The 25,815-nt window shown below is 69.5% G+C and carries 22 protein-coding genes; 9 read left to right on the forward strand and 13 right to left on the reverse strand.

What is annotated here, in order from left to right; genetic code table 11:
* Positions 1-18 precede the first annotated feature (18 nt).
* Positions 19-891: a LysR family transcriptional regulator gene (locus ACLQ3B_RS25580; protein WP_425783242.1), complete on the reverse strand. Its 873-nt coding sequence runs from the start codon at positions 889-891 to the stop codon at positions 19-21.
* Positions 892-1,058: 167 nt separating this feature from the next.
* Between ACLQ3B_RS25580 and ACLQ3B_RS25585 the strand changes: the two genes are divergently transcribed.
* Positions 1,059-1,778: an SDR family oxidoreductase gene (locus ACLQ3B_RS25585; RefSeq protein ID WP_425783243.1), complete on the forward strand. Its 720-nt coding sequence runs from the start codon at positions 1,059-1,061 to the stop codon at positions 1,776-1,778.
* A 20-nt stretch (positions 1,779-1,798) separates the two neighbouring features.
* Here the strand turns inward: ACLQ3B_RS25585 and ACLQ3B_RS25590 are convergent, their stop codons facing one another.
* Entirely contained in the window at positions 1,799-2,239 is a 441-nt protein-coding gene (locus ACLQ3B_RS25590) for a VOC family protein (protein ID WP_425783244.1), read from the reverse strand.
* 263 nt (positions 2,240-2,502) lie between these two features.
* Between ACLQ3B_RS25590 and ACLQ3B_RS25595 the strand changes: the two genes are divergently transcribed.
* Entirely contained in the window at positions 2,503-2,781 is a 279-nt protein-coding gene (locus ACLQ3B_RS25595) for a hypothetical protein (protein ID WP_425783245.1), read from the forward strand.
* Between the two features lie 7 nt (positions 2,782-2,788).
* Here the strand turns inward: ACLQ3B_RS25595 and ACLQ3B_RS25600 are convergent, their stop codons facing one another.
* From ACLQ3B_RS25600 to ACLQ3B_RS25610, 3 genes are all read right to left on the reverse strand, one after another.
* Entirely contained in the window at positions 2,789-3,541 is a 753-nt protein-coding gene (locus ACLQ3B_RS25600) for an MBL fold metallo-hydrolase (RefSeq protein WP_425783246.1), read from the reverse strand.
* Positions 3,542-3,553: 12 nt separating this feature from the next.
* Positions 3,554-4,927: a serine hydrolase domain-containing protein gene (locus ACLQ3B_RS25605; protein ID WP_425783247.1), complete on the reverse strand. Its 1,374-nt coding sequence runs from the start codon at positions 4,925-4,927 to the stop codon at positions 3,554-3,556.
* 96 nt (positions 4,928-5,023) lie between these two features.
* The gene (locus ACLQ3B_RS25610; protein WP_425783248.1) at positions 5,024-5,944 is read right to left on the reverse strand and encodes an alpha/beta fold hydrolase; all 921 of its coding nucleotides are present in this window, start codon (positions 5,942-5,944) and stop codon (positions 5,024-5,026) included.
* A gap of 83 nt (positions 5,945-6,027) precedes the next feature.
* On the opposite strand from ACLQ3B_RS25610, the gene ACLQ3B_RS25615 reads away from it, so the two are divergent.
* Entirely contained in the window at positions 6,028-6,615 is a 588-nt protein-coding gene (locus ACLQ3B_RS25615) for a TetR/AcrR family transcriptional regulator (RefSeq protein ID WP_425783249.1), read from the forward strand.
* Between the two features lie 108 nt (positions 6,616-6,723).
* Complete coding sequence (locus tag ACLQ3B_RS25620; RefSeq protein WP_425783250.1) at positions 6,724-8,238, forward strand: cellulose binding domain-containing protein; 1,515 nt, start codon at positions 6,724-6,726, stop codon at positions 8,236-8,238.
* Positions 8,239-8,295: 57 nt separating this feature from the next.
* On the opposite strand, the gene ACLQ3B_RS25625 is transcribed toward ACLQ3B_RS25620, so the two are convergent.
* Positions 8,296-10,779 carry an ATP-binding protein gene (locus ACLQ3B_RS25625; protein ID WP_425783251.1) on the reverse strand — a complete coding sequence of 828 codons (2,484 nt, stop codon included), beginning with the start codon at positions 10,777-10,779 and terminating at the stop codon, positions 8,296-8,298.
* 234 nt (positions 10,780-11,013) lie between these two features.
* Complete coding sequence (locus ACLQ3B_RS25630) at positions 11,014-11,382, reverse strand: DoxX family protein (protein ID WP_425783252.1); 369 nt, start codon at positions 11,380-11,382, stop codon at positions 11,014-11,016.
* Positions 11,383-11,502: 120 nt separating this feature from the next.
* Here ACLQ3B_RS25630 and ACLQ3B_RS25635 point away from each other — a divergent pair, with 120 nt between their 5' ends.
* From ACLQ3B_RS25635 to ACLQ3B_RS25650, 4 genes are all read left to right on the forward strand, one after another.
* A complete protein-coding gene (locus ACLQ3B_RS25635) occupies positions 11,503-12,357 on the forward strand; it encodes a sigma-70 family RNA polymerase sigma factor (protein ID WP_425783253.1) in 855 nt (284 codons plus the stop codon).
* Between the two features lie 47 nt (positions 12,358-12,404).
* On the forward strand, positions 12,405-12,944 hold the full coding sequence (locus ACLQ3B_RS25640) for a TetR/AcrR family transcriptional regulator (protein ID WP_425783491.1): 540 nt from the start codon (positions 12,405-12,407) through the stop codon (positions 12,942-12,944).
* A 125-nt stretch (positions 12,945-13,069) separates the two neighbouring features.
* Complete coding sequence (locus ACLQ3B_RS25645) at positions 13,070-14,680, forward strand: FAD-dependent monooxygenase (RefSeq protein ID WP_425783254.1); 1,611 nt, start codon at positions 13,070-13,072, stop codon at positions 14,678-14,680.
* A 13-nt stretch (positions 14,681-14,693) separates the two neighbouring features.
* Positions 14,694-15,047 (forward strand): DoxX family protein, encoded by a 354-nt coding sequence (locus tag ACLQ3B_RS25650; protein WP_425783255.1) that lies wholly within the window; start codon positions 14,694-14,696, stop codon positions 15,045-15,047.
* Positions 15,048-15,210: 163 nt separating this feature from the next.
* On the opposite strand, the gene ACLQ3B_RS25655 is transcribed toward ACLQ3B_RS25650, so the two are convergent.
* From ACLQ3B_RS25655 to ACLQ3B_RS25680, 6 genes are all read right to left on the reverse strand, one after another.
* Positions 15,211-17,700 carry an excinuclease ABC subunit UvrA gene (locus ACLQ3B_RS25655; protein ID WP_425783256.1) on the reverse strand — a complete coding sequence of 830 codons (2,490 nt, stop codon included), beginning with the start codon at positions 17,698-17,700 and terminating at the stop codon, positions 15,211-15,213.
* A gap of 201 nt (positions 17,701-17,901) precedes the next feature.
* Entirely contained in the window at positions 17,902-18,432 is a 531-nt protein-coding gene (locus ACLQ3B_RS25660; RefSeq protein WP_425783257.1) for a pyridoxamine 5'-phosphate oxidase family protein, read from the reverse strand.
* A gap of 303 nt (positions 18,433-18,735) precedes the next feature.
* Positions 18,736-20,796, reverse strand: a complete 2,061-nt coding sequence (locus tag ACLQ3B_RS25665; protein WP_425783258.1) for an MMPL family transporter — start codon at positions 20,794-20,796, stop codon at positions 18,736-18,738.
* A 148-nt stretch (positions 20,797-20,944) separates the two neighbouring features.
* Positions 20,945-21,841, reverse strand: a complete 897-nt coding sequence (locus ACLQ3B_RS25670) for an RNA polymerase sigma-70 factor (RefSeq protein WP_425783259.1) — start codon at positions 21,839-21,841, stop codon at positions 20,945-20,947.
* 174 nt (positions 21,842-22,015) lie between these two features.
* Complete coding sequence (locus tag ACLQ3B_RS25675) at positions 22,016-23,077, reverse strand: amidohydrolase family protein (protein WP_425783260.1); 1,062 nt, start codon at positions 23,075-23,077, stop codon at positions 22,016-22,018.
* 80 nt (positions 23,078-23,157) lie between these two features.
* Positions 23,158-23,811, reverse strand: a complete 654-nt coding sequence (locus ACLQ3B_RS25680) for a TetR family transcriptional regulator (RefSeq protein ID WP_425783261.1) — start codon at positions 23,809-23,811, stop codon at positions 23,158-23,160.
* A gap of 328 nt (positions 23,812-24,139) precedes the next feature.
* Here ACLQ3B_RS25680 and ACLQ3B_RS25685 point away from each other — a divergent pair, with 328 nt between their 5' ends.
* Positions 24,140-25,684, forward strand: coding sequence for an OmpA family protein (locus ACLQ3B_RS25685; RefSeq protein ID WP_425783262.1), 1,545 nt, complete (start codon positions 24,140-24,142; stop codon positions 25,682-25,684).
* The last annotated feature ends 131 nt before the right edge of the window (positions 25,685-25,815 follow it).

The following is a 25,815-nucleotide window of genomic DNA, read 5'->3' on the forward strand; positions in this document are numbered from 1 at the left end:
CCCCACCCCTGACGTCGATCATGGAGTTGTGGGGGCCTGCCGGGCGGCGATCTCCACGAACTCGTGCACCAGGGGTGACCGGTTGTCCTCGGCCCAGGCCAGGCACACCTGGTTGTGACCGAGGTCGGCGACTGGCACGTGGACGACGTCCGGTCTCGTGTAGAACGTCGCCGTCGACAGCGGCAGGATCACCATCCCGGCGCACGCGGCGACATGCTCCAGCTTCTCCTCGACCGAATTCAGCTCGGGCCGGGGGCGGGGGTCGGGGTCCGTCGGCCGATTCGGCAGGTCCCGCCACTCCGGCACCGCGTCCGGGTCCTGCAGCAGCCGTTCCTCGACCAGCTCGGCGAGATCGAGCGACTCCTTGCCGGCCAGACGGTGGTCCGTGGGCAGAACGACGACGCGGGGTTCGGTGAACAGTGGGCGCAGGCGCAGCCCGCGCCGATCGACCGGGAGCCGTACGTAACTGACGTCCGCACGCCCCTCGCGGACAATCTCGGCCTGGTCGTCCCAGGACGTACGGACGACGTCGACGGTCAGGTCGGGGTGCCGCTGGCCGATGGCACGGGCCTCGGCGGTGACGAGAAGACCGGGCATGAACGCGATGGTGAACGTCGGCCTGCCGTGCGCGGCACGTTGCACCCGCCGCCGCAGGGCTTCGGCCGAGGCGAGCAGCGGACGGGCGTCGGTCAGCAGCTGGCGGCCGGCCTCGGTCAGCACGGTGGAGCGGCGGTCCCGGACGAGGAGCTCGGCGCGCAGTTCGTGCTCGAAGGCCCGAATCTGGCGGGACAGGACCGGCTGGGCGATGTGCAGCCGTGCGGCGGCCCGGCCGAAGTGCAGCTCCTCCGCGACCGCCACGAAGTAGCGGAGCTTGCGCAGATCGACGTCCACCCTGCCCCCGTCCGGTTTCCGCTCCGGGCGGTTCCACGATACCCGCCAGGTATGACTGGGGTGATGCCCAACGGGCATCACAGGAGGTGAAAGAGGTCTTGGACTCGGGCGTTCCCGCCGGAGCACGGTGGTAACCGTTCCCACAAACGATCCGGAAGGACACGATCATGACCCTCATCGACCAGCGCGTCGTCGTACTCGGCGGAACCTCGGGGATCGGCCTCGCCACCGCCGCGCGCGCCACCCGCGACGGCGCCCAGGTCGTGGTCGCCTCCAGCAACCAGCGCAGCGTGGACCGCGCCCTCACGACCCTGCCGACCACCACCCAGGGGTACGTCGCCGACCTCACCGACGCCGACGCCGTGTCCCGGCTGTTCCACGGTCTCGGCTCGTTCGACCATCTCGTCTACACCGCGGGCGAACCCCTCGCGCTGATGTCCGTCGACGCCCTCGACCTCACCGCCGCGCGGGCCGCCTTCGACCTGCGCTACTTCGGCTCCCTGTCGGCGGTCAACGCGGCCCTGCCGTACCTGCGCCCCGGAGGGTCGATCACCCTCACCACCGGCACCGCGAATCACCGACCCAGCGCGGGCTGGTCGGTCGCGGCCAGTATCACCGGGGCGATCGACGCGCTCGTCCGCGCGCTCGCCGTCGAACTTGCCCCGATCCGGGTCAACGCCGTCTCCGCCGGCGTGATCCGCTCGCCGCTCTGGGACTCACTGCCAGAGCAAACCCGAGAGCAGATGTACGCGCAGCTCAGCGAGTCGCTTCCGCTCGGCCGGGTGGGCGAGCCCGAGGAGGTCGCCGAGGCTTTCGTCTACCTCCTGCGGGCGACCTACGCCACCGGCACGGTGGTGACCGTCGACGGCGGCACCCTGGTCGCCTGAGCCCGTCACCCGCGGCATTCTCAGCGGAGCTGTTCGGCCAGGCCGACGATGATGCCCTCGGGGCCGCGGACGTAGCAGAGGCGGTAGGCGTCCTCGTATTGCGCCAACTCCCCGACGAGTTCGGCGCCATGGCCGCGCAGCCGGGCAATGAGGTCCTCGATGTCGTCGACGGCGAACATGATGCGCCGAATGCCCAGCGTGTTCGCCGGCGCGTCCTTCGGTTCCGCGCTGATCGCCGCCGGTCGGTGGAACATCACCAGCTCGACCTTGCCGTGGCCGTCCGGGGTCCGCAGCATCGCGACCTCCTGCCGGACGTCGTCGATCCCGATGACACGCTCCACCCACCGCCCCTCGACCGCCCCTCGTCCCTCCAACTCCATGCCGAGCTCGACGAAGAACGCGACGACCACGTCGAGGTCCTCGACAACGATGAGGACGTTGTCCATCCGCTGGATCGCCATGCTGGATCTCCCTGCTCTGGTGCGGTCACGGTGACCGCATCCTCCCCAAGGACGGAGCCACGCCGCCGTTCTCGACATCCGGAGTGCGAGGCATCCCGTGGCGCGATCGGGAACGCGCATCCGCGCGGCTCAACGACCAGTGGACGGGATCGGGACGGCCCAGTGCGCTCGGCGTCGCTCCGGGTCACCGGCCGCCTGGTAGTAGCCGACCTCGGCGGGCTCAGGGGTCCTGGTCGACCAGGCGTGCCTGGCAGACTGCGCGGGTGGGACTGAACGACGAGTTGGCGGCAGAACTTGCCCAGGCACGCCTGGCTGAGTGGCAGCGGGTCAGTTACGACGACTGGCGCGCGATGCTCGACGACAAGGATGTTCGCGACGTCCTCGGTGCGGACGGTGCGCGGTACCGGGTGGTCAGCTACGCCCTTGACGACGGCGGCGGGCGCATCCGCATGGTGGCCGCCGTGGATGACGGAGCCTGGTCGGCGTTCGTACCGCTGGTGCGAGACGAGATCATGAACGCGGATGGCACGTTCGTCGAATGAGGGTCAGTCAGCTGCCTGGCATCCCGAGCAGCACGGTAAGGCCTTCCTCAGCCGCCAGCACGGCACCCCCGAACTCCACCTGCGCGGCGGCCACCGCGGCCGCCCGGTCGTTGCCCGGCCAGAAGTGGGTGAGCATCAGACGGCGGGCACCCGCACGGCGAGCCCACAGACCGGCCTCGGTGGAGGTCAGGAGGTTTCGGCTGGGACGGCTGGTCTCACCGTCGTAGTCCGTCGCCTCGACGATGAACAGATCCGCGTCACGACCCAGTTCGGCCAATGCGGAAGCCGGTCCCGTGTCCCCCGAATAGGCCAGCGCAATCCCGTCGGCCTGAATCCGGATGCCGGCGTTGGGCACGAAGTGCGGCAGAGACAGCCCGATGAGATCGAACGGCCCGACCCGGTAGCTGCCGGGTAGTGGGTGCACGTCGAACACCGCGTGCAGGTCGACATCGGGCTCCAGGCCACCGAGCCGGTCGAGCACACCGGGCGGGCAGAACAACGGCAGCCGTGCTCCCCCGGGCTGACCGTAGAACCGCATCCTGAACAGAGCGTGCAGGTCGATGCAGTGATCCGGGTGCTCGTGGGTGATGACGACGGCGTCCACCGCGCCATCCGGCCAGTGCCCGAGCAACCGAGGCAGCGTGGCGTAGCCCAGGTCGAGCACCAAACGGTAGCCGTCCCAGTCCACGGCGAAGCCGCTACAGGCACGGCCTGGCTCGGGAAAGGCACCGGAACTGCCGAGCACGGTGACCTGTCGCATCGATACAGGGTCTCAGCCGGCCCGCCAGCCCGCCGGGTCGACACCGCCGGGCACTGGCGCCGCAGGGTCGTAGGGCTGCCGGGTGAAGATGAAGGTGCCAAGATCGAGGTGGCTGACAGCGCCGGCCGCGTCGCGTCGCACCTGCAGCCGTTCGCCGGCGAAGTAGCCGTTGATCCCCTCCCAACAGCCGTCGCCGGTCGGGCGCAGCCGGGTGCCGCGCCCGCCGGACAGCGGGACCAACTCCAGGAAGCCGTCCGCCTGCGGGCGCAGCACGAAAGGGGCCGGTCCCCAGTACCACGGGCCGGCGAGATCCAGTAGCTGTGGATCGACCGAGGGCAGCGGTCGCCACGGCGCGGGGATCCGCGGCTCCCGCTCCGCGACCGTGTGCAGCAGATCAGCGGCGAGGGCACCGGCGGACAGGCCGGCTGTCACGTTACCCATGACGACCGCGCCCAGAGCGTCATCGGTGCTGACCCACACGGCCGCGACAAACCCCGGCATCGAGCCGGTGTGCCCGGCCAACAGCCGGCCGTCGCGGCGCAGCAGCTGCGTGCCGAGCCCGTAGCCGCTGTCCCAGCCCGTCGCCTCCGGCGGGCTCGCCGGGTCGCGCATCTGCGCGACGGTGTCCGGATGCAACACCCGGTCGTCGCCGTCGATGAGGAACGCGGAGAACGTGGCCAGGTCCGTCACGGTCGACCACAGCTGCCCGGCAGGCGCCATCAGACCGGTGTCCACGGCGGGCTCCGCAAGGAGCACATCGGCCCAGGGATGCACCGCCCAACCCGTGGCATGCGGCGCGACCGGCAGCAGGGTGGTGCGGGTCATCCCGAGCGGCTCCAGCACCTCGCGCCGTAGCACCTCGCCCCACGCCTGACCCCGAACCCGCTGCACCAGCGCGCCGAGCAGCGCGTAGCCGGGGTTGGAGTAGTGGTGGCGCTGTCCGGCCGGATGCACCTGCGGATCGCCGCCCAGCACGTCGACCAGGTCGGGTCGCAGCGCGCCCGGGGTTCGTTCCCACCATGGGCCGGGCGCCTCAGCGATCAGCCCGGCGGTGTGCGCCAGCAGCGCGCCGACCGTGGCCTGGCCCGCCGCCGTGCCGGGCAGGTGCTCGGCCAGCGGATCGGTAAGCGCGAGTCGCCCCTCGTCGCGCAGGCGCAACACCAGCACCGCCAGGAAAGTCTTGGTGATCGAGCCGATCCGGTACTGGAGGTTGCCATCCGGCACCCTGCCGTCCACAGTTCCCCACCCGTCCACCCACACAGGACGGCCATCACGCACCACGGCAGCGACGACCGACGGCGCCCGACCCGCTACCTGACCAGTGGCCAGTCGGTGGACCAGCGCACGTCGGGTTTCGGGTAGCAGCGGCGTCGGGATCGGTGACATGCGGGCAATCTAGCGGGTGGCCCGGCGCGGGAGGTGCCCGCAACGTGAACGAGCGGGGCGGACGACAGGCATGGCGGAACTCGCGCCACGAATGTGTCAGCCGTGCGACACGCCGAGAAAGTCCTCCAGGATCTCGGTGAACCGCGCCGGCTGCTCCTCGGCCACGTAATGGCCGCAGTCGTCGAGGACCACCTCGGTGACGTCGTCGGCAACCAGCCGCATCGTCTCGGCCGGCGCCGCGCCGCTGTACCGCGCGCCGCCGACGGCGAGCACCGGCAGCGTCAACCTGGTCTTCTTGCGCTGCTCGTTCTGCGCGATCGTCTCGTCCAGCGCCCGGTAGTACGCGAAGCTCGCCCGCAGGCCGCGAGGATCCGCGACGATCGCGTCGACGTACACGTCGACGGCGTACGCTCCGATCGCGTCCGGGGTGGCTGCCTTCTTGGCGAACTGGTAGCCGAAGAAGAGCCGCTCCCGCCCCCGGACCAGTTCCTCGTTGAGGTCGGTGAGCCGGTTGAAGCCGAAGTGCCAGAGCCGCTGGTTGACCGCGCCCGGGCTGAAGACCGACGGGGTCGGCGTGAGACCGGGGATGATGGCGTCGACGACGGCGAGCCGGCCCAGCCGCTCGGGGTGATCGGCGGCGAGGGCGTACGCGGTCCACATGCCGATGTCGTGGCCGACCACGTCGAACCGGTCGTGCCCGAGCGCTGCCATCAGCGCGACCAGATCGGCGGCGAGGGTGCCGGCGTCGTACCCGTCGTCGGGTTTGTCGGAGAGCCCGGCCCCGCGCGAGTCGACGGCGACGACGGTGTGCTCCCGGGCGAGTGCGGGCATCACGTCCCGCCAGGCGTACCAGGTCTGTGGCCACCCGCCGACCAGCAGCAGCGGCGGGCCGTCACCGCCGGTGACGGCATGCAGTCGCAGCCCGTTCACCTCGGTGATGCGGCTGGTGAAGACGTCGGTGAAGCCGTCGGGCAGCCGCAGCGAACGCAAGCCTGCAGTACCGTCGACCGCGCTCATCGTGGAACGATCAGTCCAAGTTGTCATGCCGCTGACCATACACATCTTGGAACGATCGACACAAGATGTGTAGACTGGCGACCATGGCGGGCCGCAAGCAATTCGACGTGGACGAGGCGTTACGACGCGCGATGCACGTCTTCTGGCGCTGGGGCTATTCGGAGGCCTCGATCGACCGCCTGTCCGAGGGCACGGGCCTGGGCCGGAGTTCGCTCTACGGCACCTTCGGCGACAAGAGCACCCTCTTCCGCGAAAGCCTCCAACGGTACGCGCAGACCTACCACCCGCTGTATGAGCAGGCACTGTCCGACCCTCACCCGAACCCGAGCGCCGTTGTGACTGCCTACCTGCAGGTCACCCTGAACCGCATCGCCGACCCGATGGTCCCGGATGGCTGCCTGCTCACGGTGTCGGCAACGCAGTTCCCGGCCCTCGACGCAGAGGGACAGGCGATGGTCCGCTCCATGATCGACGGTTTGCGGGCGATGCTGCAGCAGGCGTTGCTGGCCGCGGGGGCCGGCGAGCAGGAGGCAGCGGAGCTGGCGTTGTGCACGCTGGCAACGAACAAGTCCCTGGCGGTGCTGAGCCGCGCCGGCTTCTCGAGCGAAGACCTGGCGACCGTCGCCGCAGCCGCCGCCCGCATCCCGGGGAGACCACATTCACTGCCTTGAGTAGCCCGATGGGCACCATGGGCGACTGCCGGCAGGACCGCCGGCATGTTGACTCCTGCCGGGCGTCCTGCCTGTCTCCCGGCGGCGGGCGTTGCTTGACTCAGCGGCATGACATCAATACGGAAAGCGATCACCCGTACGGTGGTCGTCGGGGCCCTGGTCGGCGCGACGGCGCTCCCCGGCCCCACCTCCGCCTACGCGGAGTCCGGCCAACCGGGGGCCGCCGGGGCCGCCAACTCCATCCTCGACATCATCCCGGCACAGACCCTGGACCAGATGGTCGCCCAGGCCCCGCTTGTCGATGCGGCCAATGTCATCCGCACCGCTGTGGAACGCGGACCGGCGCGCGGCTATGCCGGCATCGGCCTGGTCGAAGACCACGTCACCCTGTGGTGGAAGGGTACGCCGCCCACCGACATCGCCGCAGCCGTCACCGCCGCCCGCCGCACCGCGCCGGTCGAGGTGGCCAACGCCACCTACTCCCGCGCCGAACTGCGCAAGGCAGCCGCCAAACTCACCCCGGTGGTGGAAGCCGACCGGGCGGACGCCAGCCACTCGGTCAGGCTGCGCACAGACGGTACCGGCATCGAGATCGCCGTTGACCACACCCCGGGCGCCAAACTGCCGAAGCTACCGGTCACCGGAGTCCGTACCAGCATCGTCGAACGCGACCGGATGGTCGAACGGTCACGGGCCAACGACTCCGCGCCGTTCGACGGCGGCGCGGGCATCGGGTTCACCACGCCCGGGTGTACCGCAGGCTTCGGCGTACGCAACGCGGACACCAACGCCGGTTACATGCTCACCGCCGAACACTGCGGAGCCGTCGGCTCGCCCTGGCACGTCGGCTGGAACACCACCACCGGCACCGGCACCCTGGTCGGCTACGCGGTCGACAGCAACGACGACCACGACACGATGATCATTTCGACGCCGACGCCCGGCGGTCACCTCTACGTCGGCGGTCAGCATGACGAGGTCCGCGCCCAGGTGGTCGGCTGGACCGAGGTCTTCCCCGGACAGCTGCTGTGCCAGTCCGGGTACACCTCCGCGGGTGCGATTGGCGGTCCGGTCTGCAAACTGCGGGTCGACTTCCACTACGACGACATTGAGGACCTCGTCGAGGCCACCCAGCTCGACGGCCAGGAGTCCGCGCGGGGCGGCGACAGTGGCGGCCCGGTCTACTCCGTCAACGCCAACGGCACCGTGCTCGCCGCCGGCACCACCACCCGATCGGCCGGTCGGGGCTTCGGCTTCCAGGACTTCGCCACCGCCCGCGACGACTACGGCAACATCGTGCCGGCGACGCCGATCGCCAGCACCTGCCGGGTGTCCTTCGTCGTCACCAACTCGTGGGTCACCGGCTACAGCGCCAGCGTCACCGTCTACAACGACGGCCCGGCCACCAACGGCTGGTCGCTGGGCTTCGCGTTCCCGAGTGGACAACTCGTGCAGGGCCACTGGAACGGCATCTTCCAGCAGACCGGCGCGGCGGTGACTGTCACCAACGAGAGCCACAACGCCAGCATCCCGACCGGCGGCGCCGTCAACTTCGGCTTCACCGCGAACGGCTCCCCCGCCACCCCGGCCCCGTTCACCCTCAACGGCACCACCTGCAACTGACCCCGTCCACCGACGCCGGGCCCCGCCGCATCACTGGCGGGGCCCGGTGCGCGTCGGTCAGAACTCGGCCAGTTCCCGTCGCAGGGTGGCGCGCAGGGTCCGCACCTCCGGTGCGTCCAGTTCGCCGCACCTGTCGAGCGCCCGCTCGCGCAGCTGGCGGGCGTCGGCGGCCCCGCCCGCAGCCGAGCCGGCCAGCGCCGCGAGCGCGTACAGGGTCTGCGCCTCCCACCACGGGCAGGACAGCGCGGCATACAGGGCAAGCGCCGTCCCCAGCGCCTCGGCCGCCGCGTCGACCTCACCCAACGCCTGGAGCGCCAACCCGTACCGGTGGATGGCGTTGGCCTCGCTGAACGTCGCGCCGCACCGATGGAACAGCCGCCGGGCGTGGGCGTACTCGTCGGCGGCGGCTCGCCACTGACCCATCCCGGCCAGGTCCGCCCCGAGACTCATCATCGCCCCGGCCCTGGCCACCGCCGTGCCGGTACGGCTCAGACCGCTGCCGTGGCCGTAGAACGCCAGCACCTCGCGGTGCAGGTCGGCAGCTTCGGCGAACCGGCCGAGCGCGGCCAGCGCCCCGCCCTGCACGCTCGCCGCGGCGTTCTCGCCGAGGGCGTACCCGATCTCGCGGAACAGGCCGACGGCCCGGCGGCAATTGTCGACGGCCGCCACACCGCTGCCGATTCGAATGAGGATCGCGGCGGTGTAGGTCAGCGCCCACGCCTCCTCCCGGCGGTCCCCGATCAGCCGGGCCAACTCCAACGCCCGGTCCAGGGCAGCCAGCCCGTCGATGTTGCGGTCCCGGCAGAAGTACCGGGCCCAGCCCAGGAAGTTCAGCAGGACGGCCTCGTCGCGAGGGCTACCGGCGGCCCGGGCCGCGGCCACTCCCAGCGAGAAGATCTCGTCCCAGGAGTGCAGGTGACTGTTGGCGTCCGAGTACCAGTGCAGAGCCCTGGTGACCGCGACCACGTCGGCGTGCCGACCGCGCCGCGCCGCGTCGCGCAGCGCCGCCAGCCAGTTGCCGGACTCCCTATCCAACCAGTACGCCGCCGCCCGATCGTCGTCGAACGGGGAGTCGGCCCGAGAGGCGTCCGGCTCGAACATCAGGGCGGCCTGCCGGGTACGCCGCAGCAGCCAGCCGACCATCTGATCGTGCGCACCCGTCCGGCAAGCCTGTGGTTCCTCGGCGTCGAGGCGTTCCTGGGCGTAGAGCCGGACCAGGTCGTGGAACTGGTACCGGTCCCCCACGGTCAGGAGGACACCGGCCTCGACCAACTCCTCCAGGGCCGCCGCCGCGGTCTCCTCGCCGATGCCGGCAACTGCGGCGACCAACGCGGGTTCGAAGTCGGTGCCGGGGATCAGCGAGGCCCGCCGGAACACCCGCGCGGCCATCGGGTCCAATTGCCGGTAGGAGACCTCGAACGCGGATCGGACGCCCAGGTCCCCAGCGGTCAGCACGGTCAGCCGCCGACGCTGGTCGTGGAGCAGGTCCACCAGCCAACCGATCGACCATTGCGGTCGGCTGGCGAGGCGGTTGCCGGCGATCCGGACGGCCAGCGGCAGCCGGCCGCAGAGTTTGACGAGTTGGTCGGCCGCGATCGGCTCGGCGGCGACCCGGTCGGCACCGACGATCGCCGCGAGCAGCAGTCGACCGGCTGCCGGGGCGAGCAGGTCGAGCGGCAGGCGGACCGCACCGGCAAGCCCCGTCAGCGGACGCCGGCAGGTGACCAGCGCGAGGCATCCCCGCCCGGCCGGCAGCAGCGGGCGTACCTGTGCCTCGCTCGCGGCGTTGTCCAGGACCACCAGCAGCGCCCGGTCCCGGGTGAGGGTGCGGAACAGACCACCCCGCTCGGCCAGCGACACCGGCACCCGGTTGTCCGGCACCCCGAGCGACCGCAGCAACCCGGCCAGCGCCTCGGCCGGGTCGACCGGGCCGTCCGGCGAGACGCCCTGCAGGTCGACGAAGAGCTGCCCGCCGGTGAAGGCCGGGCTGAGTCGATGTCCGGCGACGACGGCGAGGCTGGTCTTGCCGATCCCCGGCGGCCCGTGCAGCACCACCGCCGAGGCGGTGTCCGGCCGCCCTGCGGTGACCTCGGCGGTCAGCGCCGAGAGCCGTTCCAGGATCTCCGCCCGGCCGGCCAGGTCCGGAACGCCGGCGGGCAGTTCCCCGGGTACGACCACCGCCGGGCGGTCGTGCGGCACCGGCACGCGACCGTGTGGCACCTCCGCGTGGTCGTCCGGCATCGCGATGCGATCGTCCGGCACCGCGACGTGGTCGTCCGGCACCCGGTCGTGCGGCTGCCGCTCGACCCTGGCCAGGGCGACGAAACGGTCGCGGTCCGCCCCGGCCAGCCGCAGGGCGTCGGCGAGCAGCACCACCGTCCGTCGTTGCGGACTGCGCACCCGGCCGCGCTCCATCTCCCGGATGCCGCGGACACTGGAACCGGCCGCCTCGGCAAGCTCCTCCTGGGTCAGCCGCCGCTCCAAGCGGAGGGTCCTGAGGACGTCTCCGAACTGGTCACGCCGCACCTGACTCTTGGGCATGATCCCCCAACCACCCAACGCCCGCACTTACGTAACGTGCGTCGATGCTCGCATATGCGTGACGGGTTGCAGGCCACTGTGCACTGAGTGTGAGTATCGCCATTGGCGAATCCTCAACAAGTCACCGGATTCCAGGGCGCGATCTGCGGCGTCACACAACCCAGGCACGAGGACGGATGTCCGGCGAACCGGCGCCAACCTGCCCAGCGCACCGCAAAGGCCGATCGCGATTGATCAGGCGGTCGTCGACGCGAAATGCCCCACCGCGGCGACGGCGAGGACGAGGAAGACCGCGGGAAACGCGATGTTGTGGAACACCCGCGCGCGGGCGTGAGCCAGGATCGCGCCGACGAAGAACAGGACGAGGCCGACGGCTGCGGCCAGCCCGAGGGGACGTACGCCGAGAAGGCCGAGCACCAGACCGACGACACCGGCCCCCTCGACCACCGCGAGGTAGGGGATCCACCGCGCGGACAGCCCGACCTCGGCGCAGTTGCGCATCACGAAGTCCGCTCTGATCACCTTGGCGGTCACCTCGATGGCGTTGGCGAGGGCGCAAAGGACGGTCGCGACGACCAGGACGCCCCCCAGTACGGCGATCATGACGCGCGCCGGCGCGATCGATCATTCGGTAAGCTCATAGGTGCCTCCACGTGCGCGGGTTCATCAGGTTGCGGTCTCTCGCCCCTCCTGACGCCCGGCACGTATGAAAGGTGACCAGACGTGGAACTCGTCGAACACTTCGAGGCATCCAGGGCCCGGCTGATGTCGTTGGCCTATCGCATCGTCGGCTCGCACAACGATGCCGAAGACGCGGTGCAGGCCGCCTGGCTGCGCGCGCGGTCGGCCGACCCGGCGCAACTGGTCAACCCCGAGGGCTGGCTCACCACGGTGACGGCACGCCTGTGCCTCGACCAGCTTCGCGCCCGCCATCGCCGGCGCGAGGTCCCGCTCAAGGCCGACGACATCCCCGGCGAGCAACTCGCGGCCGACGAGGCGTTCGTCCGTCGTGAGGACGTCTCCCGGGCGCTGCTGGTCGTGCTCGATGAACTGTCTCCCCCGCAGCGGGTGGCCTACGTGCTGCATGACCTCTTCGCCGTCCCGTTCGACGAGATCGGGCCCGTGCTCGACACGACGGTGGCCGCGGCGAAGAAGCTCGCGAGTCGCGCGCGGATCCGGCTCCGGGGCGCTCGTGCGGTCGACCTGCCGGTGTCCACCCACCAGATGGAGATCATCGACGCGTTCCTCGCCGCGGCGCGTGGCGGCGACATCGCGCGGCTCGTCACACTCCTCGCGCCGGACGTCGTCCGCACGGCCGACCTCGGATTCCTCGCGGACGGCACCGCGCCTGTCGTCCGGGGCGCCTGGGCGGTCGCGAAGGAGACCAGGGCGTTCGTGGACCGCATCGCCGCCGCCGCCCCGGTCCTCGTTGAGGGTCACCCGGGAGCGGTGATCGCACCTGGTGGGCACCCGTTCGCACTGATCCGGATCGGCGTGCACGACGGCCTCGTCACGAGCATCGACATCACGCCATACGAGCGCGGCACCGTATCCCTCCCCGCTGCCTTGGGTGCGTGATTCTCGGCCCACCTCAAGCATACCATACCGTATGGTATGTTTCATTGATGGGAACACGTGATCTGTGGCTCGACGAGGGCATCGTGGTACTGGCCGACGAGGGACCGGCGGGCGTGCGGATCGACCGACTGGCTGCCCGCCTCGGCCTGACGAAGGGGTCGTTCCATCACCACTTCACGGGGGTCGCCGACTTCCACGCGGCGTTGCTGACTCATGTCGAGCATGGGCAGGTCACTCTGCTCGCTGGGCTGTCGGACGAGCTCGCGACCGTCGATCCGGTCGATGCCCTGCGGGCTCTTCCCTCGCGGCTCGACGAGCTGTTCGACGCCGAGCTGGATCGGGCCCTGCGGGCGTGGGCGATCGGGAACGACGGTGCGCGTGGCGTGGTCGAACGCGTCGACAGCGCACGGCTCACCTTCCTCGAAACCCTCTGGAACCGCGCTGTGCCCGACCCGACCCGGGCGCGCGCCGCCGCCCTGCTGCCGCATCTTCTCCTGATCGGAGCGAACGCCATCCGCCCACCGCTCGACGCTGCCAGCCGACGTGCGGTGTTCGACCTACTGCCAGACCTGATTCCCCATGTCTGAGGTCCCGTTCGGGCACCCCCGCCCGCGCCCCCGCCCGCGCATTGGCGCCGTGGTGCCGTCGCTGTTGCGCTCGCGCCGGGCACCGTGACTGCTACCGGGGTTCATCGCCGAGAAAGAGGAGACGGATGCCCGCTGTCGATGTGTTGATCGTCGGAGCCGGCCCGACCGGGCTCGCCCTCGCGGTCGATCTGGCCCGCCGTGGAGTTCGCGCGGCGCTGATCGAGGCCGCGACCGCACTGCCTCGGCAGTCCCGAGGCAAGGGCCTGCAACCTCGAAGTCTGGAGGTGCTTGACGATCTCGGTGTCATTGACGCGGTTCTGAGACACGGCCAGTCACGTCAGGACATCAGCCTTTACCGCGATGGCCGGCGCCTTGCGCGGATACCCGCCGGTCTCGCCGGGCCGCGGGCGGATCTGCCCTACCCCAACATCGTCATGATTCCCCAGTGGCGCACCACCACGCTGCTCGCACGGCGACTGCACGAACTCGGTTCCGCGATTCGGTTCAACACCCGCCTCGAGTCGTTCACCGCTGATAACGACGCGGTGCGCGCCGTCGTCACCACACCGGACGGCGGCCGGGAGGATCTGACCGTCCGCTACCTCGTCGGCTGCGACGGCGCGCACAGCATCGTGCGCCGCACACTCGACCTGGAGTTCGCCGGCTCGTCCGACGAGACGCAGCGCTACCTGCTCGGTGATGTCACAGTTGCCGGTTGGCACCCCGACGTCGACGGAGCCGTTCGCTCACACGCATGGCTCGGCACGGACGGGTCGTTCCTCGGTCTGGCTGGTCTGCCCGAGACCGGGCAATGGCAGATCGGCGCGAGCATCACCGTCGGCGACGACCTCGAGCCCACCCTGGAGGCCCTCCAACGGCTGTGGGACGAACGCACCGGCCACCCGCACGTCCGCCTGTCCGACGCGACCTGGTTGTCGAACTTCCGGGTCAACGTCCGGATGGTCGAGGACTACCGCCACGGCCGAGTCCTGCTCGCCGGCGACGCCGCGCACGTGCACCCGCCCACCGGAGGGCAGGGAATGAACACCGGCATCCAAGATGCCTACAAACTGGGATGGAAGCTTGCCGCCTGCCTCAACGGCCACGACGACACCCTGCTCGACACCTACCCGGCCGAACGCCTTCCCGTCGCCCGTCGTGCGTTGGCGCACAGCACCAACATCCTCGACGTGGTCACCAACCGCAACCCACTCGTCCGGTTCGCCGTGCAACGACTGCTCCTGCCGCTACTCAGCCGACCTTCGATCAACCGCAGGCTCACCGCTCGTGTGTCCCAGATCGACATCGGCTACCGCGACGGGCCCCTGGCAGACGACGAGCTGTCCGGCGGCCGCGTCCGACCCGGCGATCGGGCCCCCGATGCCCACCTCGTCGATGCCGCAACCGGGCAGCCGCTGCGGCTGTTCGACCTGCTCCGTGGACCGCAATGGACGCTGCTCCTCGTCGGCGACGCCTCCGCCAGCCGCCTCGACCGTGCTGCTCTTCCCGACGAGGTGCACACCTGCTTGATCACGCCCGCGCGGTCGACGTCGTCCTCCGGCCGGGTGGTCATCGACCGCGACGGGACGTTTCGCCGTGCCTACCGAGCAAAGCCCGGCACAGCGTTGCTCATTCGCCCGGACGGCTACCTCCACTGGCGCGCGCACACCCCCTGCGCCGACGCGGTGGCCAAGCACGTCCTCGGCGAGGGCGCGCACATCCCACCCGCTGCCTGAGGAGTCCTTCGAGATGGTGCAACCCTGGTGGCCGCTGGCCTTGTTGGCAGTGATCCAGCTCTGCGATGCGGTGCTATGCGTAAAGCCGGTCGCCTTCATTCGGCAATGTTTGATCGACGTCCGGTTCCCCGAACGCTTCTGGAAGCTTCTCCCTCCGCTCAAGGCTGCCGCAGCGGCTGGGCTCATCGTCGGGATCTGGGTTCCGCCGTTGGCGGTGCTCGTGTGTGCGGCGCTGGTCTGCTACTTCGTGGCGGCGGTCTCGGCGCATGTCCGCGCCCGCGATTTCGGCCGCAACCTGTTCCTGAACGCGACGGCGATGGTGGTCATCTGCTCGGCGGCGCTGGCCTTCACGGTCCAGGCCGCATGATCGAACACGCGACGACGGCGCGGGGGTTGGGCCATCGCGCGTGACGCTTCGTATTCGGCGGGTGGGACGTGGAAGTTCCTGCGCCGGATCGCAACCTGCGGCGCGTCCAATGCCAGGTCGATGTAGAGAGGCGGGGCGACGACGTAGTGAGCGCCCCGACCTCTCAGAAACGTGCGCCGTCCCGCACCGCCAGGAGCGGCAGGCCCGCCGCGTACCGCCGGAAGAAGCCTGCGGTCGGAGTGTCCGCCGTCGCGACGTCGTCCGGGGTGCCCTCCGCGACCACTGCGCCCCCGCTCGGACCGGCTCCCGGCCCGAGGTCGATCACCCAGTCCGCAGACGCGGCGACGGGGATGTCATGTTCGGCCATCACGACGGTGTTGCCCGAGTCCAGCAACACATCGAGTGCGTCCACCACCCGCTGGATGTCGGACGGGTGCAGGCCAGAGACCGGCTCGTCGAGGATGACGAGACCGGCCTTGCGGCTCGCCGCGCCGCGCTGGATCGCGGAGGCAAGCTTCAGCCGCTGCGCCTCGCCGCCGGACAACTCTGTGGCGCTCTGCCCGAGTTGAAGATAGCCAAGCCCGACCCGGTCCAGTGCCCCCAGGGTCTCGGCGAGCTGCCGGGGCTCGGCGAACCGCTGCACGGCCTCGGCGACAGTCAGGTCGAGCACCTCGTCGATGACCAACCCGTTGTACCTGATGTCCAAAGCCTCCGGCTGGTAGCGCCGACCCTCGCACGCGTCGCAGACCACCCACACATCCGGTAAAAAATGCATGTCGACCAGCTTGCGACCATAACCGGTGCAGCTCTCGCAGCGACCGCCGCCCGCGGCGTTGAAGCTGAACCAGGATGCGTTGACCCCGCGCCCGCGCGCGATGTCGGTCTCGGCGAACAGCTTCCGGACGATGTCGAACGCCTTGCTGTACGTCGCCGGGTTGGACCGCGGCGTTCGCCCAAGCGGTTCCTGATCGACGACGGCGACCCAACCGAACTCCTCGACGCCGGTGACCTCCCGCACCGTGTCCGTCGCCGTCCCGTTCAGAGCGGCCTCCACACCCGACGCGAGCGCACCGAGCAAGCTGCTCTTGCCGCTGCCGCTCACCCCGGTCAGGCAGATGAGCCGATTGGCCGGGAAACTCACCAGGTCCGCAGTCACGTTGTGCGCACGCAGGCCGCGCAGCTTCACCCAGCCGGTGTCGTCCCCGGCCGGGCGACGGGTCCGGTGCAGCCGCGGCCCCTCACCGGCCAGATAGCGCCCGGTCAGCGACGTCGGGTGGGCGGCCACGTCGGCGGGAGGCCCCGACACGAGGACCTCACCGCCGAAGCGGCCCGCGCCCGGGCCCATGTCGATCACCCAGTCGGCTCGGGCGATCAGCTCAGGGTCGTGCTCGACGAGGAGCACCGTGTTGCCAGCCCCACGCAGGTCCAGGGCGATGTCGAGCAGGTGCGCCTTGTCCGCCGGATGCAGCCCGGTCCCGGGCTCGTCCAGGACGAAGATGATGCCACTCAGTTCGGTGCTGAGCTGCGCGGCGAGCCGGGTTCGCTGCAACTCCCCCGCGGACAGCGACGCCGCGCTCCGGGACAGCTGGAGATGGGCCAGGCCGAGCCGGTCGAGGATTCCGAGCCTGCGACCGAGGTCCTGCAGCAGCGGCTCACCCACCTCCCGCTGCCGGGCGCCCAGCTCGTCCGCCATGCGCTCCGCCCAGCGGCGCACCTCCCGTACTTCCACCTCGAGCAGGCCGGGGTACGTCAGCCCACCGAACCGCACCGACCGCGCTACCTGGTCGTACCCGCTGCCGTCGCAGGTGCCGCAGGACTGCTTGCGCATGTACGGCAGGTAGCGCTGCTTGGCGCTGGACGTCTGGGCGTTCACAAACACCCGCTCCACCTCGGCGAGCGCGCCCCGCAGCGGCTGGCTCGAGGTGTAGGTCACCAGGGCCCTCTCATTCTTGTTCGTCATGTCGACGGTCGCCTCGATGTTCTCGTCGCCCGTGCCGTAGAGCACGCAGTGACGAAACTCCTCAGGCAGCGACTGCCACGACCGGCCGAGGTCCACGCCCCGCTTCTCGGCAAGCGCCGGTACGAACGCGTGTTCCCCCGAGCGCCATTTCGCGTACCAGGGCGAGGCCCCCTCGAAGAGCGGAAGCTCCGGGTGGGTGATGATCAGGTCCTCCTCCGCCTGCCAGCGCCCACCCACACCGTGGCAGTCCGCACAACTCCCTTCCGGTGTATTGCGGTCGAAGTGAGCGGTCGTCAGACGCCCGTCCTCGATCGCGGCAGCCGAATCTGTGCCGATCCCCGGGAGACGCGAGTACAGCAGCCCCAGATGCCCGTCGATGCCGGTGATCGTCGCAACCGTGGAGCGGGGGTTACGGTTCAGACGGCGCTGGTCGACCGCGAGCGTCGCGCCGAGGCCCAGGATGCGATCGACCTTTGGCCGATTACGCTGGGTAATATATTGCCGTACGAACGGCGAAAGCCCCTCCAGATACCGCAGTTGGGCTTCGTTGTGCAGGGTGTCGATGGCCAGCGAGGTCTTGCCGCTGCCACTCACGCCGGTGAAGGCGACGAGCCGCCCCTTGGGGATACTCACGGACACGTCCCGCAAATTGTTGGTGCGAGCCCCCACCACGTCAATCGTCTCGCGTCCCATACTCGCGAGGTCCCGTGCGAATGCAGTCAACCTTTGTTCACCCTCTCGCAACGCGGCATGGCCCGGGCGCGGCGGCCCATCCACAGGTGCCGAACACATCGATCACGCCGTTACCCGGCAGGCCGTCATCGGTGGCGCTGAGCGCTCGCTGCACCAGAGCCGTCAGCACGTCGCCCGTACGCGGTGCGGCCGTGCTGCGGATCAGGTCTCGGATTCTGCGGTGAGCTTCGCGGTGTCGGGGGCGAAGACGGTCATCCAGTGCGGATGCAGCCGGTAGTAGACGACGTCGTTGTCCCAGTCGAAGAAGTCATCGCCGTAGAAGTCCTTGAGGTACCCCAACAGTTCCGGCCAGTCCGCGGCCGGCTCACTGTCGCGAGGGTTGAGGGTCTCCACCTTGCCGTGCGTGAACACGCCCAGATCCTCCCCGCGCATGTGTGCGGCGCTGACGGCGGACCGCGCCGCGAGGTGGCGAGCCTTGGCAGCGCCGCGCGCCGTGCCGAAGTGCCACTTTCCGTGCAGGAAGTGCCCATCCACACCGCTGATCCGGGGCTCGCCCTTCGCCGTCACGGTGGACAGGGCGAGAGTGCACATGCCGGTGAGGATCTGGGTGAGCTGCCGCGCGGTCAGGGTGCGCTCGGTGTTGATGATCGAGCGGAGGTGCGCGGCGGAGCGGGAGAGGGAGTCGTCAAGGAGGGCCTGAAGCTCGGTGAGTTCTTCTGGAGTTTCGCGCACGGCGTTCCTCATCTATCTATCTGTCCATGGTGTCGGACCACGCGGACCGTCGACGCCGGCCCGATGAAGCCCATCCTCAATCCGAAACCTGACACCTTGTGTCACATATCCTCGTCCATCTTGTGGATGCCACCGGAACGCCGCGGCAGGGGCGGGCGACCATGCGGCCGTCCGCCCCTGCCGCGGACTACCCGCCCGCCTCCTGCGGTTACCGGCCCCGCACCGCACGGCTGGTTTCCCGAGCGGCGTGACCCCGGAACCGGACCTCCCAGCCGGCGGCAGAGGGCCAGTGCCGAACGGATGTCACCCGCCCGCGCCCGCGAGGGCTGGTTGGGGGTCGGATCCGCCGGTCGCCGGCAGGGGCTCGTGGCGCTTGGACAGCTTGCTGGGCCACCACATCCATCGGCCTACGTCCAGAGTCAGCGCGGTGACCAGAACCGAGCGGACGATCATGGTGTCCAGCAGCACGCCAAACGCCACCGCGAACCCCAGCTGCGCCGCGAAGACCAACGGCAGCGATCCCAGCGCCGCGAAGGTACCGGCCAGCACCAGACCCGCCGAGGTGATCACACCGCCGGTGGCGGACAGTCCGGTCAGCGCGCCGTATCGGGTGCCCTTCAGCTGCGATTCTTCCCGCACCCGGGTAACCAGGAAGATGTTGTAGTCGATCCCGAGGGCGACCAGGAACACGAACACCAGGAGTGGGAAGTTCGCGTCCGCCCCGGCGAAGTCGAACACATGGTTGAACATCAACGCGCTTACGCCGAGCGCCGCTCCGAACGACAACACCACAGTTGCCATGAGCAGCAGAGGTGCGACGATGGCCCGGAGCAGCAGCACGAGGATGAGAAAGACCACGATGAGTACGACGGGAATGATCACCTTGGCGTCGCGGGCCGCCGCCTGTTGTGTGTCGAGTGCGATCGCCGTACTGCCGCCGAGCCGGGCATCCGCACCCTCGATCTGGTGAATCGCCGTTCTGGCCCGCTCGACGGTGCGCATCGCGGCCTTGCTGCCGGGAGGGTCGTTGAGCGTCCCGAGCACGAACACCTGGCCATCCTTGATCGTTGGCGCCGCGACGTCGGCGATCCCCGGGATGCCTGACAGCGCACTCCTGACCTGCTCCGCCGAGGCGGCCTTGGCCACAACGTAGATGGGGTCGCCCGATCCGGCGGGGAAGTGCCTGGACTGGATCTCCTCGCCCACGACCGCCTGCGCCTCGTTGGTGAACTGACTGTTACCCGGGATCCCATCGGCCTTGAGCCCCATCACTCCGATCGCCATCACGCCGAGGACGAGTGCGGTGCCGACCCACACCATTCGCGGCCGGCTGGAGATGGCGGTGCCGATCCGCGTCCAGATGCTGTTCTTAGCCGTCCCGACCGAACCGTACGACGGCTTGGCTGGCCAGAAGATCCAACGCCCGCAGATGACCAGGAGGGCCGGCATCAGGGTGACCATGGCGAGCAGCCCGATGAGTATGCCGATGGCGCAGGCCGGGCCGAGTCCCTGTGTGGAGTTGAGCGTGGCCAGCACCAGCACCAGCAAACTGACGGCGACCGTCGCCGCGCTGGCGACGATCGCGGGGCTGGAGCGGTACAGGGCCTCAGCCATTGCCTCGTGCCGGTCCTCGTGTCGCCGCAACTCCTCCCGGTACCGCGAGATGAGAAGCAGCGCGTAGTCGGTGGCGGCGCCGAACACCAGTACGGTCAGGATGAGGCTGGTCTGCGTGTTGACGACGAGTCCGGCGTTCTTTGCCAGCAGGTAGATCACCGCTTCTGCCGCGACCAGGGCGCCGCCTGCGGTCAGGAGCGGCAGCAGTGGCAGCAGTGGACTGCGGTAGGTGAGCAGCAGGATGAAGACCACCACCAAAGCCGTGATCATCCCCAGGGCGCCTCCCCCGCTGAAGGCCGTTATGGAGTCGGATGCGTAGCCGGCCGGTCCGGTGACGTGGAACCCGAGACCGTTGGCGCTCTGTTGACCTATCGTGGTCATTTCGCCGACCACCGTGTGGGCCCCGTCCCAGCCCTCATCACCGTCGTCAACCTGGACCACGGTCAGGATGGCCTTGCCATCCTGGGACTTCGACGGCCCCTGTGGCTGCCCCACGACCTTCTCGATGCCCTGGAAGGCGTCGGCGTCGGCTTGGGCCTTGGCCATGTCCGCAGAGGTGACGCCCTCGGGCCGGTCGTAGATCACGATCGCGGGCAGGGTCTCGGCCGGCTGGAACTTCTTCGCCTGGTCGAGGACCCTGGTCGCCTCCGCGTTGCTGGGCAGCCAGGCAGAGTTGTCGTTCTTCTCAACATCGCCCAGGCTGCCGGCCAGCAGGAAGGCCGGCACCATCAGGGCGGCCCAGACGGCCACGATCGCCCATTTCGCAATCCTGCCACTGGGCAAGGTCATTACTTTTCGCAGCATGAATTTCCTTAGTGTTCGATCGGCGTGGGAGAGCTTTTCGGAATGGATGGCGGCATAGATCTCCGCGCACCGGCTGCCGCCCGACCTGAGAGCGTTACCTGCGGATCCGACGCGGGACCGTCATCGCCACGAGCTTGTCCGGGTTGCGGATGACGTAGAAGTTGGTGATCATCCCGTCGATGGCCTCGATCAGGAGGACGCCTTCAGGACGGTCGCCGATGTGGGCGACCACCGCCGGCGCGCCGTTGCAGTTGGCCATCTGGATGTGCATGGACGCCATCTGTCGGCTTGTCCGGAAAAGGCGCATGAGGAGATCGGCCACGTTCTGCGCACCGACCACCGGCCGGCGCGCCGCGGTGGCCTTGCCGCCGCTGTCCGCGGTCCAGACGACGTTTGGAGCGAGCAGGGTGAGCAGCCCCGCCATGTCACCGGTGGCCGTCGCGGTCATGAACTGCTCAGTGATCTGCGCGGCCTTCGCAGCGTCGAGGGGCTGGAATCGCCTGCGTCGCGCCTGCACATGCTCGCGGGCACGATGCGCCACCTGGTGCATCGTCGGCACGGACTTGCCCACCGCCTCGGCGATTTCGTCGTAGTCGAAACCGAACACCTCGCGCAGTACGAAGACCGCACGCTCATCGGGGGTGAGGGTTTCGAGCAGTACGAGCATCGCCATCGACACCGACTCGGCGAGCAGCACATCGGCGGACGGGTCGTTCTCATCGAGCAGCAGCGGTTCGGGCAGCCATGGGCCGACGTAGTCCTCGCGACGACGCGCGCTCGCCCGCAACGCGTTGAGCGACTGCCGGGTCACCAGCCGCGCCAGGTACGACCTGGTGTCCCGCACCGTCGCCAGATCCACCTGGGACCACCGCAGATAGCTGTCCTGCAGCACGTCGTCGGATTCGGTGGCCGAGCCGAGAATTTCGTACACGATCGTGAACAGCAGCGGCCGCAACAGGACGAACCGCTCGGCATGCTCGTCAGTGGTCACGGAACGGGACCTCGGCATTCAACTGGATGCCCCCGCCAAGCAGATGACAACGACCTTGTGGCGTGCGTTGTGCTGTCATGCCCCCAAGACACCGCGGAACACCGGCACCTGACAGGACGTGACACGCGTCACCCCAGGTCATGACGCCGCCGAGCGGACGGTCCACCGTGGCGCTCACGGGCTCTGCTTTTCTCCGTTGCCGGATTGGACGAGTCGGAAGAAGAATCGGGCGGCGCTCCGCTGCGCTGCCCGTTGCAGGCGCGCGGCCACCCGATGGTCCGGGTGAGCCGTGCCACCGGTGGCCAGACGCGGGAAGAGGGCTTCGGCGTTGGTGCGGTTGACCGCTCCCAGTTGCCCGGGTTCGAGGCAGGTGTCGATTCCGTTGGCGAAGTACTGCCCTGCCGGGATGGGCGCGAAGGGCCAGTCACTGCCGAAAAGCACACGCCCGGGTCGGGCGAAGGCAAGCAGGGTGGGCAGGGCGGCCGGGCTCGAGGACAGGGCGGTGTCGAAGTAGAAGGTGCGGAAGTCGTCCAGGATGTCCAGCGGGCTGCGTGCGGTGTCGGCGGCGATGGCCAGGGCCATGCGGTGTGAGGCGTAGGGCAGGAAGCCTCCGCCATGGCTGAGGACGAACCGGATTCTGGGGTATCGCCGGAGGACGCCGGTTCGGACGAGGAGGTAGGCCGCTCGGGTGGTGTCGAGCAGGAAGTCGGCGGCGAACGGTGGGATGCCGCCGATGGCTGGTCCGGGCAGGTCAGCGGGGTGGACGAAGACGACGGCGGCGCGTTCGTCCAGGGTCTGCCACAGCGCATCCTGGTCGGGGCCGCCGAGGTAGTCACCGTTGCTGTTGGCGAGCAGAGTGACGCCGTCGGCGCGGAGTTCGTCGAGGACGCGACGGGCCTCGGTGGTGGCGGCAGTGATGTGCGGCATCGGCAGGGTGGCGAAGTACCCGAATCGGGTTGGATGCTCGGCGGCCAGCCCCGCGGCGTAGTCGTTGAGCTGCCGCGCAAGGTCGCCGGCTTCGGTCGGGCTGGTGAGGAAGCTGGTGCCGGGGGTCGAGACGGACAGTAGGGCCACGGCGGTGCCGAGCAGGTCCATCTGGTCCAATGCGGACTCGGGTGTCCAGGTGGGCAGCGCCCGTCCGCCCGCCGCCGCGATGCCGGCCTCGGCGAGCAGGGCTCGGTAGAAGGGCGGCAGGATGTGCTGATGGACGTCGATCCTCGGCAACTGGCCGGCCATGCGGTGGTTCCTCTCGACGCGCTATTCACTGCCGCTGAGGGACGGCGGTGAACTCCATCCCCCACCACCGATGACCGCAGCTACGGTTTGGCGTGGTCAGGGGAAGCCCCTGCTGCCATCCGGAGAGCCGCTTCGTAGACCAGCCGCGCGTGCAGCTCGAACATCGCCGCGAGATCGACGGCATCGCCGTGGATCTCGCGCTGCAGGAACAGTCCGTCGGCCCCGGCCAGGGCGTACGTCACGACGGTCCGCACGTCCGCCGGATCGAGGTCCGGCAGCAGCGTCTCGATCACCTCGGTGAACTTCTGTCGGGCGACCTCGCGGACCTGGAGAAACACGGTCCGCCCGCGGGGCTCCTCGGGCCGCCGCTCCAAGGCGAGCATGAGACCCAGGCGCAGGAAGTCGGGGGCGTCGACGAGCGCTGCGGCCACCGCCGCGCCGACGGCGACGACTCGCTGCAGCGGCGTACCGGTTTCCTCGCCGGGCAGGTCGACGGCCGCCAGCCAGGTCTCGAAGCTGCGCTCGATCACCGCGGCTAGCAGGTCGTCCTTGTCCCTGAAATGCCAGTAGATCGAGCTCGCGGGCAACCCGCAGCGGGCACTCACCGCCGCGATCGAGGTCCCCTCATACCCGCGTTCACTCGCGATCTGCACGGCGGCGTCGAGGATGCGTTGCCGCGACTCCACGCCGTTGGCGCGCTTCCTGCGCGGGGGCCGTGTCCCTGTCTCTGTCATGCCGCACGCACCTCTCGCCTCGCCGCGACCTTGACGACGCCGTTGCCACAAATCTACCGTAGCGATCGTTCTAGTTGTAGTGAGCGCTACAGGATGTGCGCCGGCAATTTCCACCCTGGATAGTCCCGGCGCGGGAGGTGGTCGTGGCTCGCGGCTGTCACAAAACGGGGTGGAGCTTCGTCCGGTGCGTGGGCTGAGACCAAGGTTGAAAGGCAGGGCATACGCCGGAACAACGAGCGCGGCCCGATCCGAACAACCGTGTGCGCTACAACCTGCTGCGCCGCCCGGGTCCACTCACGACCAACCGCGCCGACCGCAAACGAGGATCATGACCAAGCTCCGTCATTTCCGATGCCAGGACGCCTCCCCCAGGTCCAGTCGAGGGCTGGCCCTGAGCGCCGTACTCACCCTGGCAATGGTCGGGTGCGGGGGGCCGCCGAACAAGGATTCGCCGTCGCCGCGCCCCTCCAACACTCCGGCCGCCACCGCCACCGCCACCGCCGGCACGGCCCTGGCCGAAACCCGCAGCACCATGACCGAGAACCTGAAGGTCGAGGTCGTCGGTCTCAACCGCGTCAAGGGCAGGCACCTCATCGCCCAGATCCGCCTGTCCAACACCGGCACCGAGAAGCGTCTGCCCTGGGCCGGCGAGATGGGCGACCACACGCGTCCGCTGGGCGAGATCAAGTGGGCTTCCGGCATCGGCGTCCTTGACGCACAGGCCCGCAGCTGGCTCCTGCCGTACAAGCCCGTCGGGTCCCCCTGCCTGTGCAGTGACCGCGACCGCGACGGCCTCGGCCATTTCATCGACCCTGGCCGGTCAATCACCGTCTACGCGGTGCTGCCCGCACCGTCAGGCAACCCCACGACGACCACCGTCGTCACCCCAGTGGGCCCGCCGATGCTCGACGTGCCCATCAGCGACGAAGCCCCGGCCGGCGATTTTCCCGACCCCGACGCCGAACCCGTCACCACGGTCACCCGCCGCCTCATCCTCCCCTCCGAATCCCTGGACAAGTCCGAGGAGACCGCCGACGACGGCAAGGACCTCCAGGTGAACCTCTCCGCCGACGTGCTGTTCGCGGTGGACAAGGCCACCCTCACCCCCAAAGCCAAATCGGTCATGGCCCGCACAGCGACGCTCATCGACGCCTCCCCCGCCACGGTGGTGACAGTCGCGGGGCACGCCGACTCCTCCGGCACCGACGCCATCAACGACCCCTTGTCGCTGCGCCGCGCCCAAGCCGTACAACACGCCCTGACAACGCTGCTGACCAGAAACGGGGTCCGCTTCCACACCGAGGGGCACGGCTCACGCCGCCCGCTCTACAGCAACGACAGCGACGAGGGAAAACGCCGCAACCGCCGCGTCACCGTGACCTTCCCCAAACCTCAACCCACTGCCCAGAACCCCGGGGCCACGACCACCACCGGCGCGACCGACCTGACCGGCAGCACCAAGGCCGACGGCCAACCCATCGCCATGAAGGTCACCGGCCTGCGCCGGCTACCCGGAGGCCTCGGCCTGCTCACCTACACGATCACCAATGAAGGCTCGTCCGAAGCCTGGTTCAGAGACCTCCACCACGCTCAGGACTGGGAGGCGTACAAGTACCAGGCCGCCACCAACATCCGCGTCACCGACGCCGCCGCCCGCCGCCAGTACCTACCCGGCCGCCTAGAGGTCCCGACCGACAACGGCACGGACTTCTACTGCGCATGCACACCCCTCTCCGGCGTCCGCATCAGCACCGAGAAATTCCCACCAGGCCAGACCCGCGAGTTCTGGAACCTCTTCGCCCTACCCGACACCGCCACCACCCTCACCGTCAAGATCGGCCCGTTCCGTGACCTCCACGTCCCCATCCGGTGAGGACACGGTTCGTAGGCGACAGCCGCTCGACCGACACCCCGCCGTCTCCGAAGGACCTCGAACGCCGGGACGCGTACTGGCCCGGACCAACTGGCAGAAGATCGCCGACGGGCGGACCGCACGCGATGTCC

This window comes from Micromonospora sp. DT53 (assembly GCF_049841535.1).
Taxonomy (GTDB): domain Bacteria; phylum Actinomycetota; class Actinomycetes; order Mycobacteriales; family Micromonosporaceae; genus Micromonospora.

Coding starts and splice junctions, on each gene's coding strand:
- ACLQ3B_RS25680 (WP_425783261.1), bottom strand. CDS start 23,811: ATGACAGAGACAGGGACACGGCCCCCGCGCAGGAAGCGCGCCAACGGC.
- ACLQ3B_RS25610 (WP_425783248.1), bottom strand. CDS start 5,944: ATGAGCGCGGTCGACGGTACTGCAGGCTTGCGTTCGCTGCGGCTGCCC.
- ACLQ3B_RS25625 (WP_425783251.1), bottom strand. CDS start 10,779: ATGCCCAAGAGTCAGGTGCGGCGTGACCAGTTCGGAGACGTCCTCAGG.
- ACLQ3B_RS25620 (WP_425783250.1), top strand. CDS start 6,724: ATGACATCAATACGGAAAGCGATCACCCGTACGGTGGTCGTCGGGGCC.
- ACLQ3B_RS25590 (WP_425783244.1), bottom strand. CDS start 2,239: ATGGCGATCCAGCGGATGGACAACGTCCTCATCGTTGTCGAGGACCTC.
- ACLQ3B_RS25585 (WP_425783243.1), top strand. CDS start 1,059: ATGACCCTCATCGACCAGCGCGTCGTCGTACTCGGCGGAACCTCGGGG.
- ACLQ3B_RS25640 (WP_425783491.1), top strand. CDS start 12,405: ATGGGAACACGTGATCTGTGGCTCGACGAGGGCATCGTGGTACTGGCC.
- ACLQ3B_RS25655 (WP_425783256.1), bottom strand. CDS start 17,700: ATGGGACGCGAGACGATTGACGTGGTGGGGGCTCGCACCAACAATTTG.
- ACLQ3B_RS25615 (WP_425783249.1), top strand. CDS start 6,028: ATGGCGGGCCGCAAGCAATTCGACGTGGACGAGGCGTTACGACGCGCG.
- ACLQ3B_RS25630 (WP_425783252.1), bottom strand. CDS start 11,382: ATGATCGCCGTACTGGGGGGCGTCCTGGTCGTCGCGACCGTCCTTTGC.
- ACLQ3B_RS25650 (WP_425783255.1), top strand. CDS start 14,694: ATGGTGCAACCCTGGTGGCCGCTGGCCTTGTTGGCAGTGATCCAGCTC.
- ACLQ3B_RS25605 (WP_425783247.1), bottom strand. CDS start 4,927: ATGTCACCGATCCCGACGCCGCTGCTACCCGAAACCCGACGTGCGCTG.
- ACLQ3B_RS25675 (WP_425783260.1), bottom strand. CDS start 23,077: ATGGCCGGCCAGTTGCCGAGGATCGACGTCCATCAGCACATCCTGCCG.
- ACLQ3B_RS25685 (WP_425783262.1), top strand. CDS start 24,140: ATGACCAAGCTCCGTCATTTCCGATGCCAGGACGCCTCCCCCAGGTCC.
- ACLQ3B_RS25645 (WP_425783254.1), top strand. CDS start 13,070: ATGCCCGCTGTCGATGTGTTGATCGTCGGAGCCGGCCCGACCGGGCTC.
- ACLQ3B_RS25600 (WP_425783246.1), bottom strand. CDS start 3,541: ATGCGACAGGTCACCGTGCTCGGCAGTTCCGGTGCCTTTCCCGAGCCA.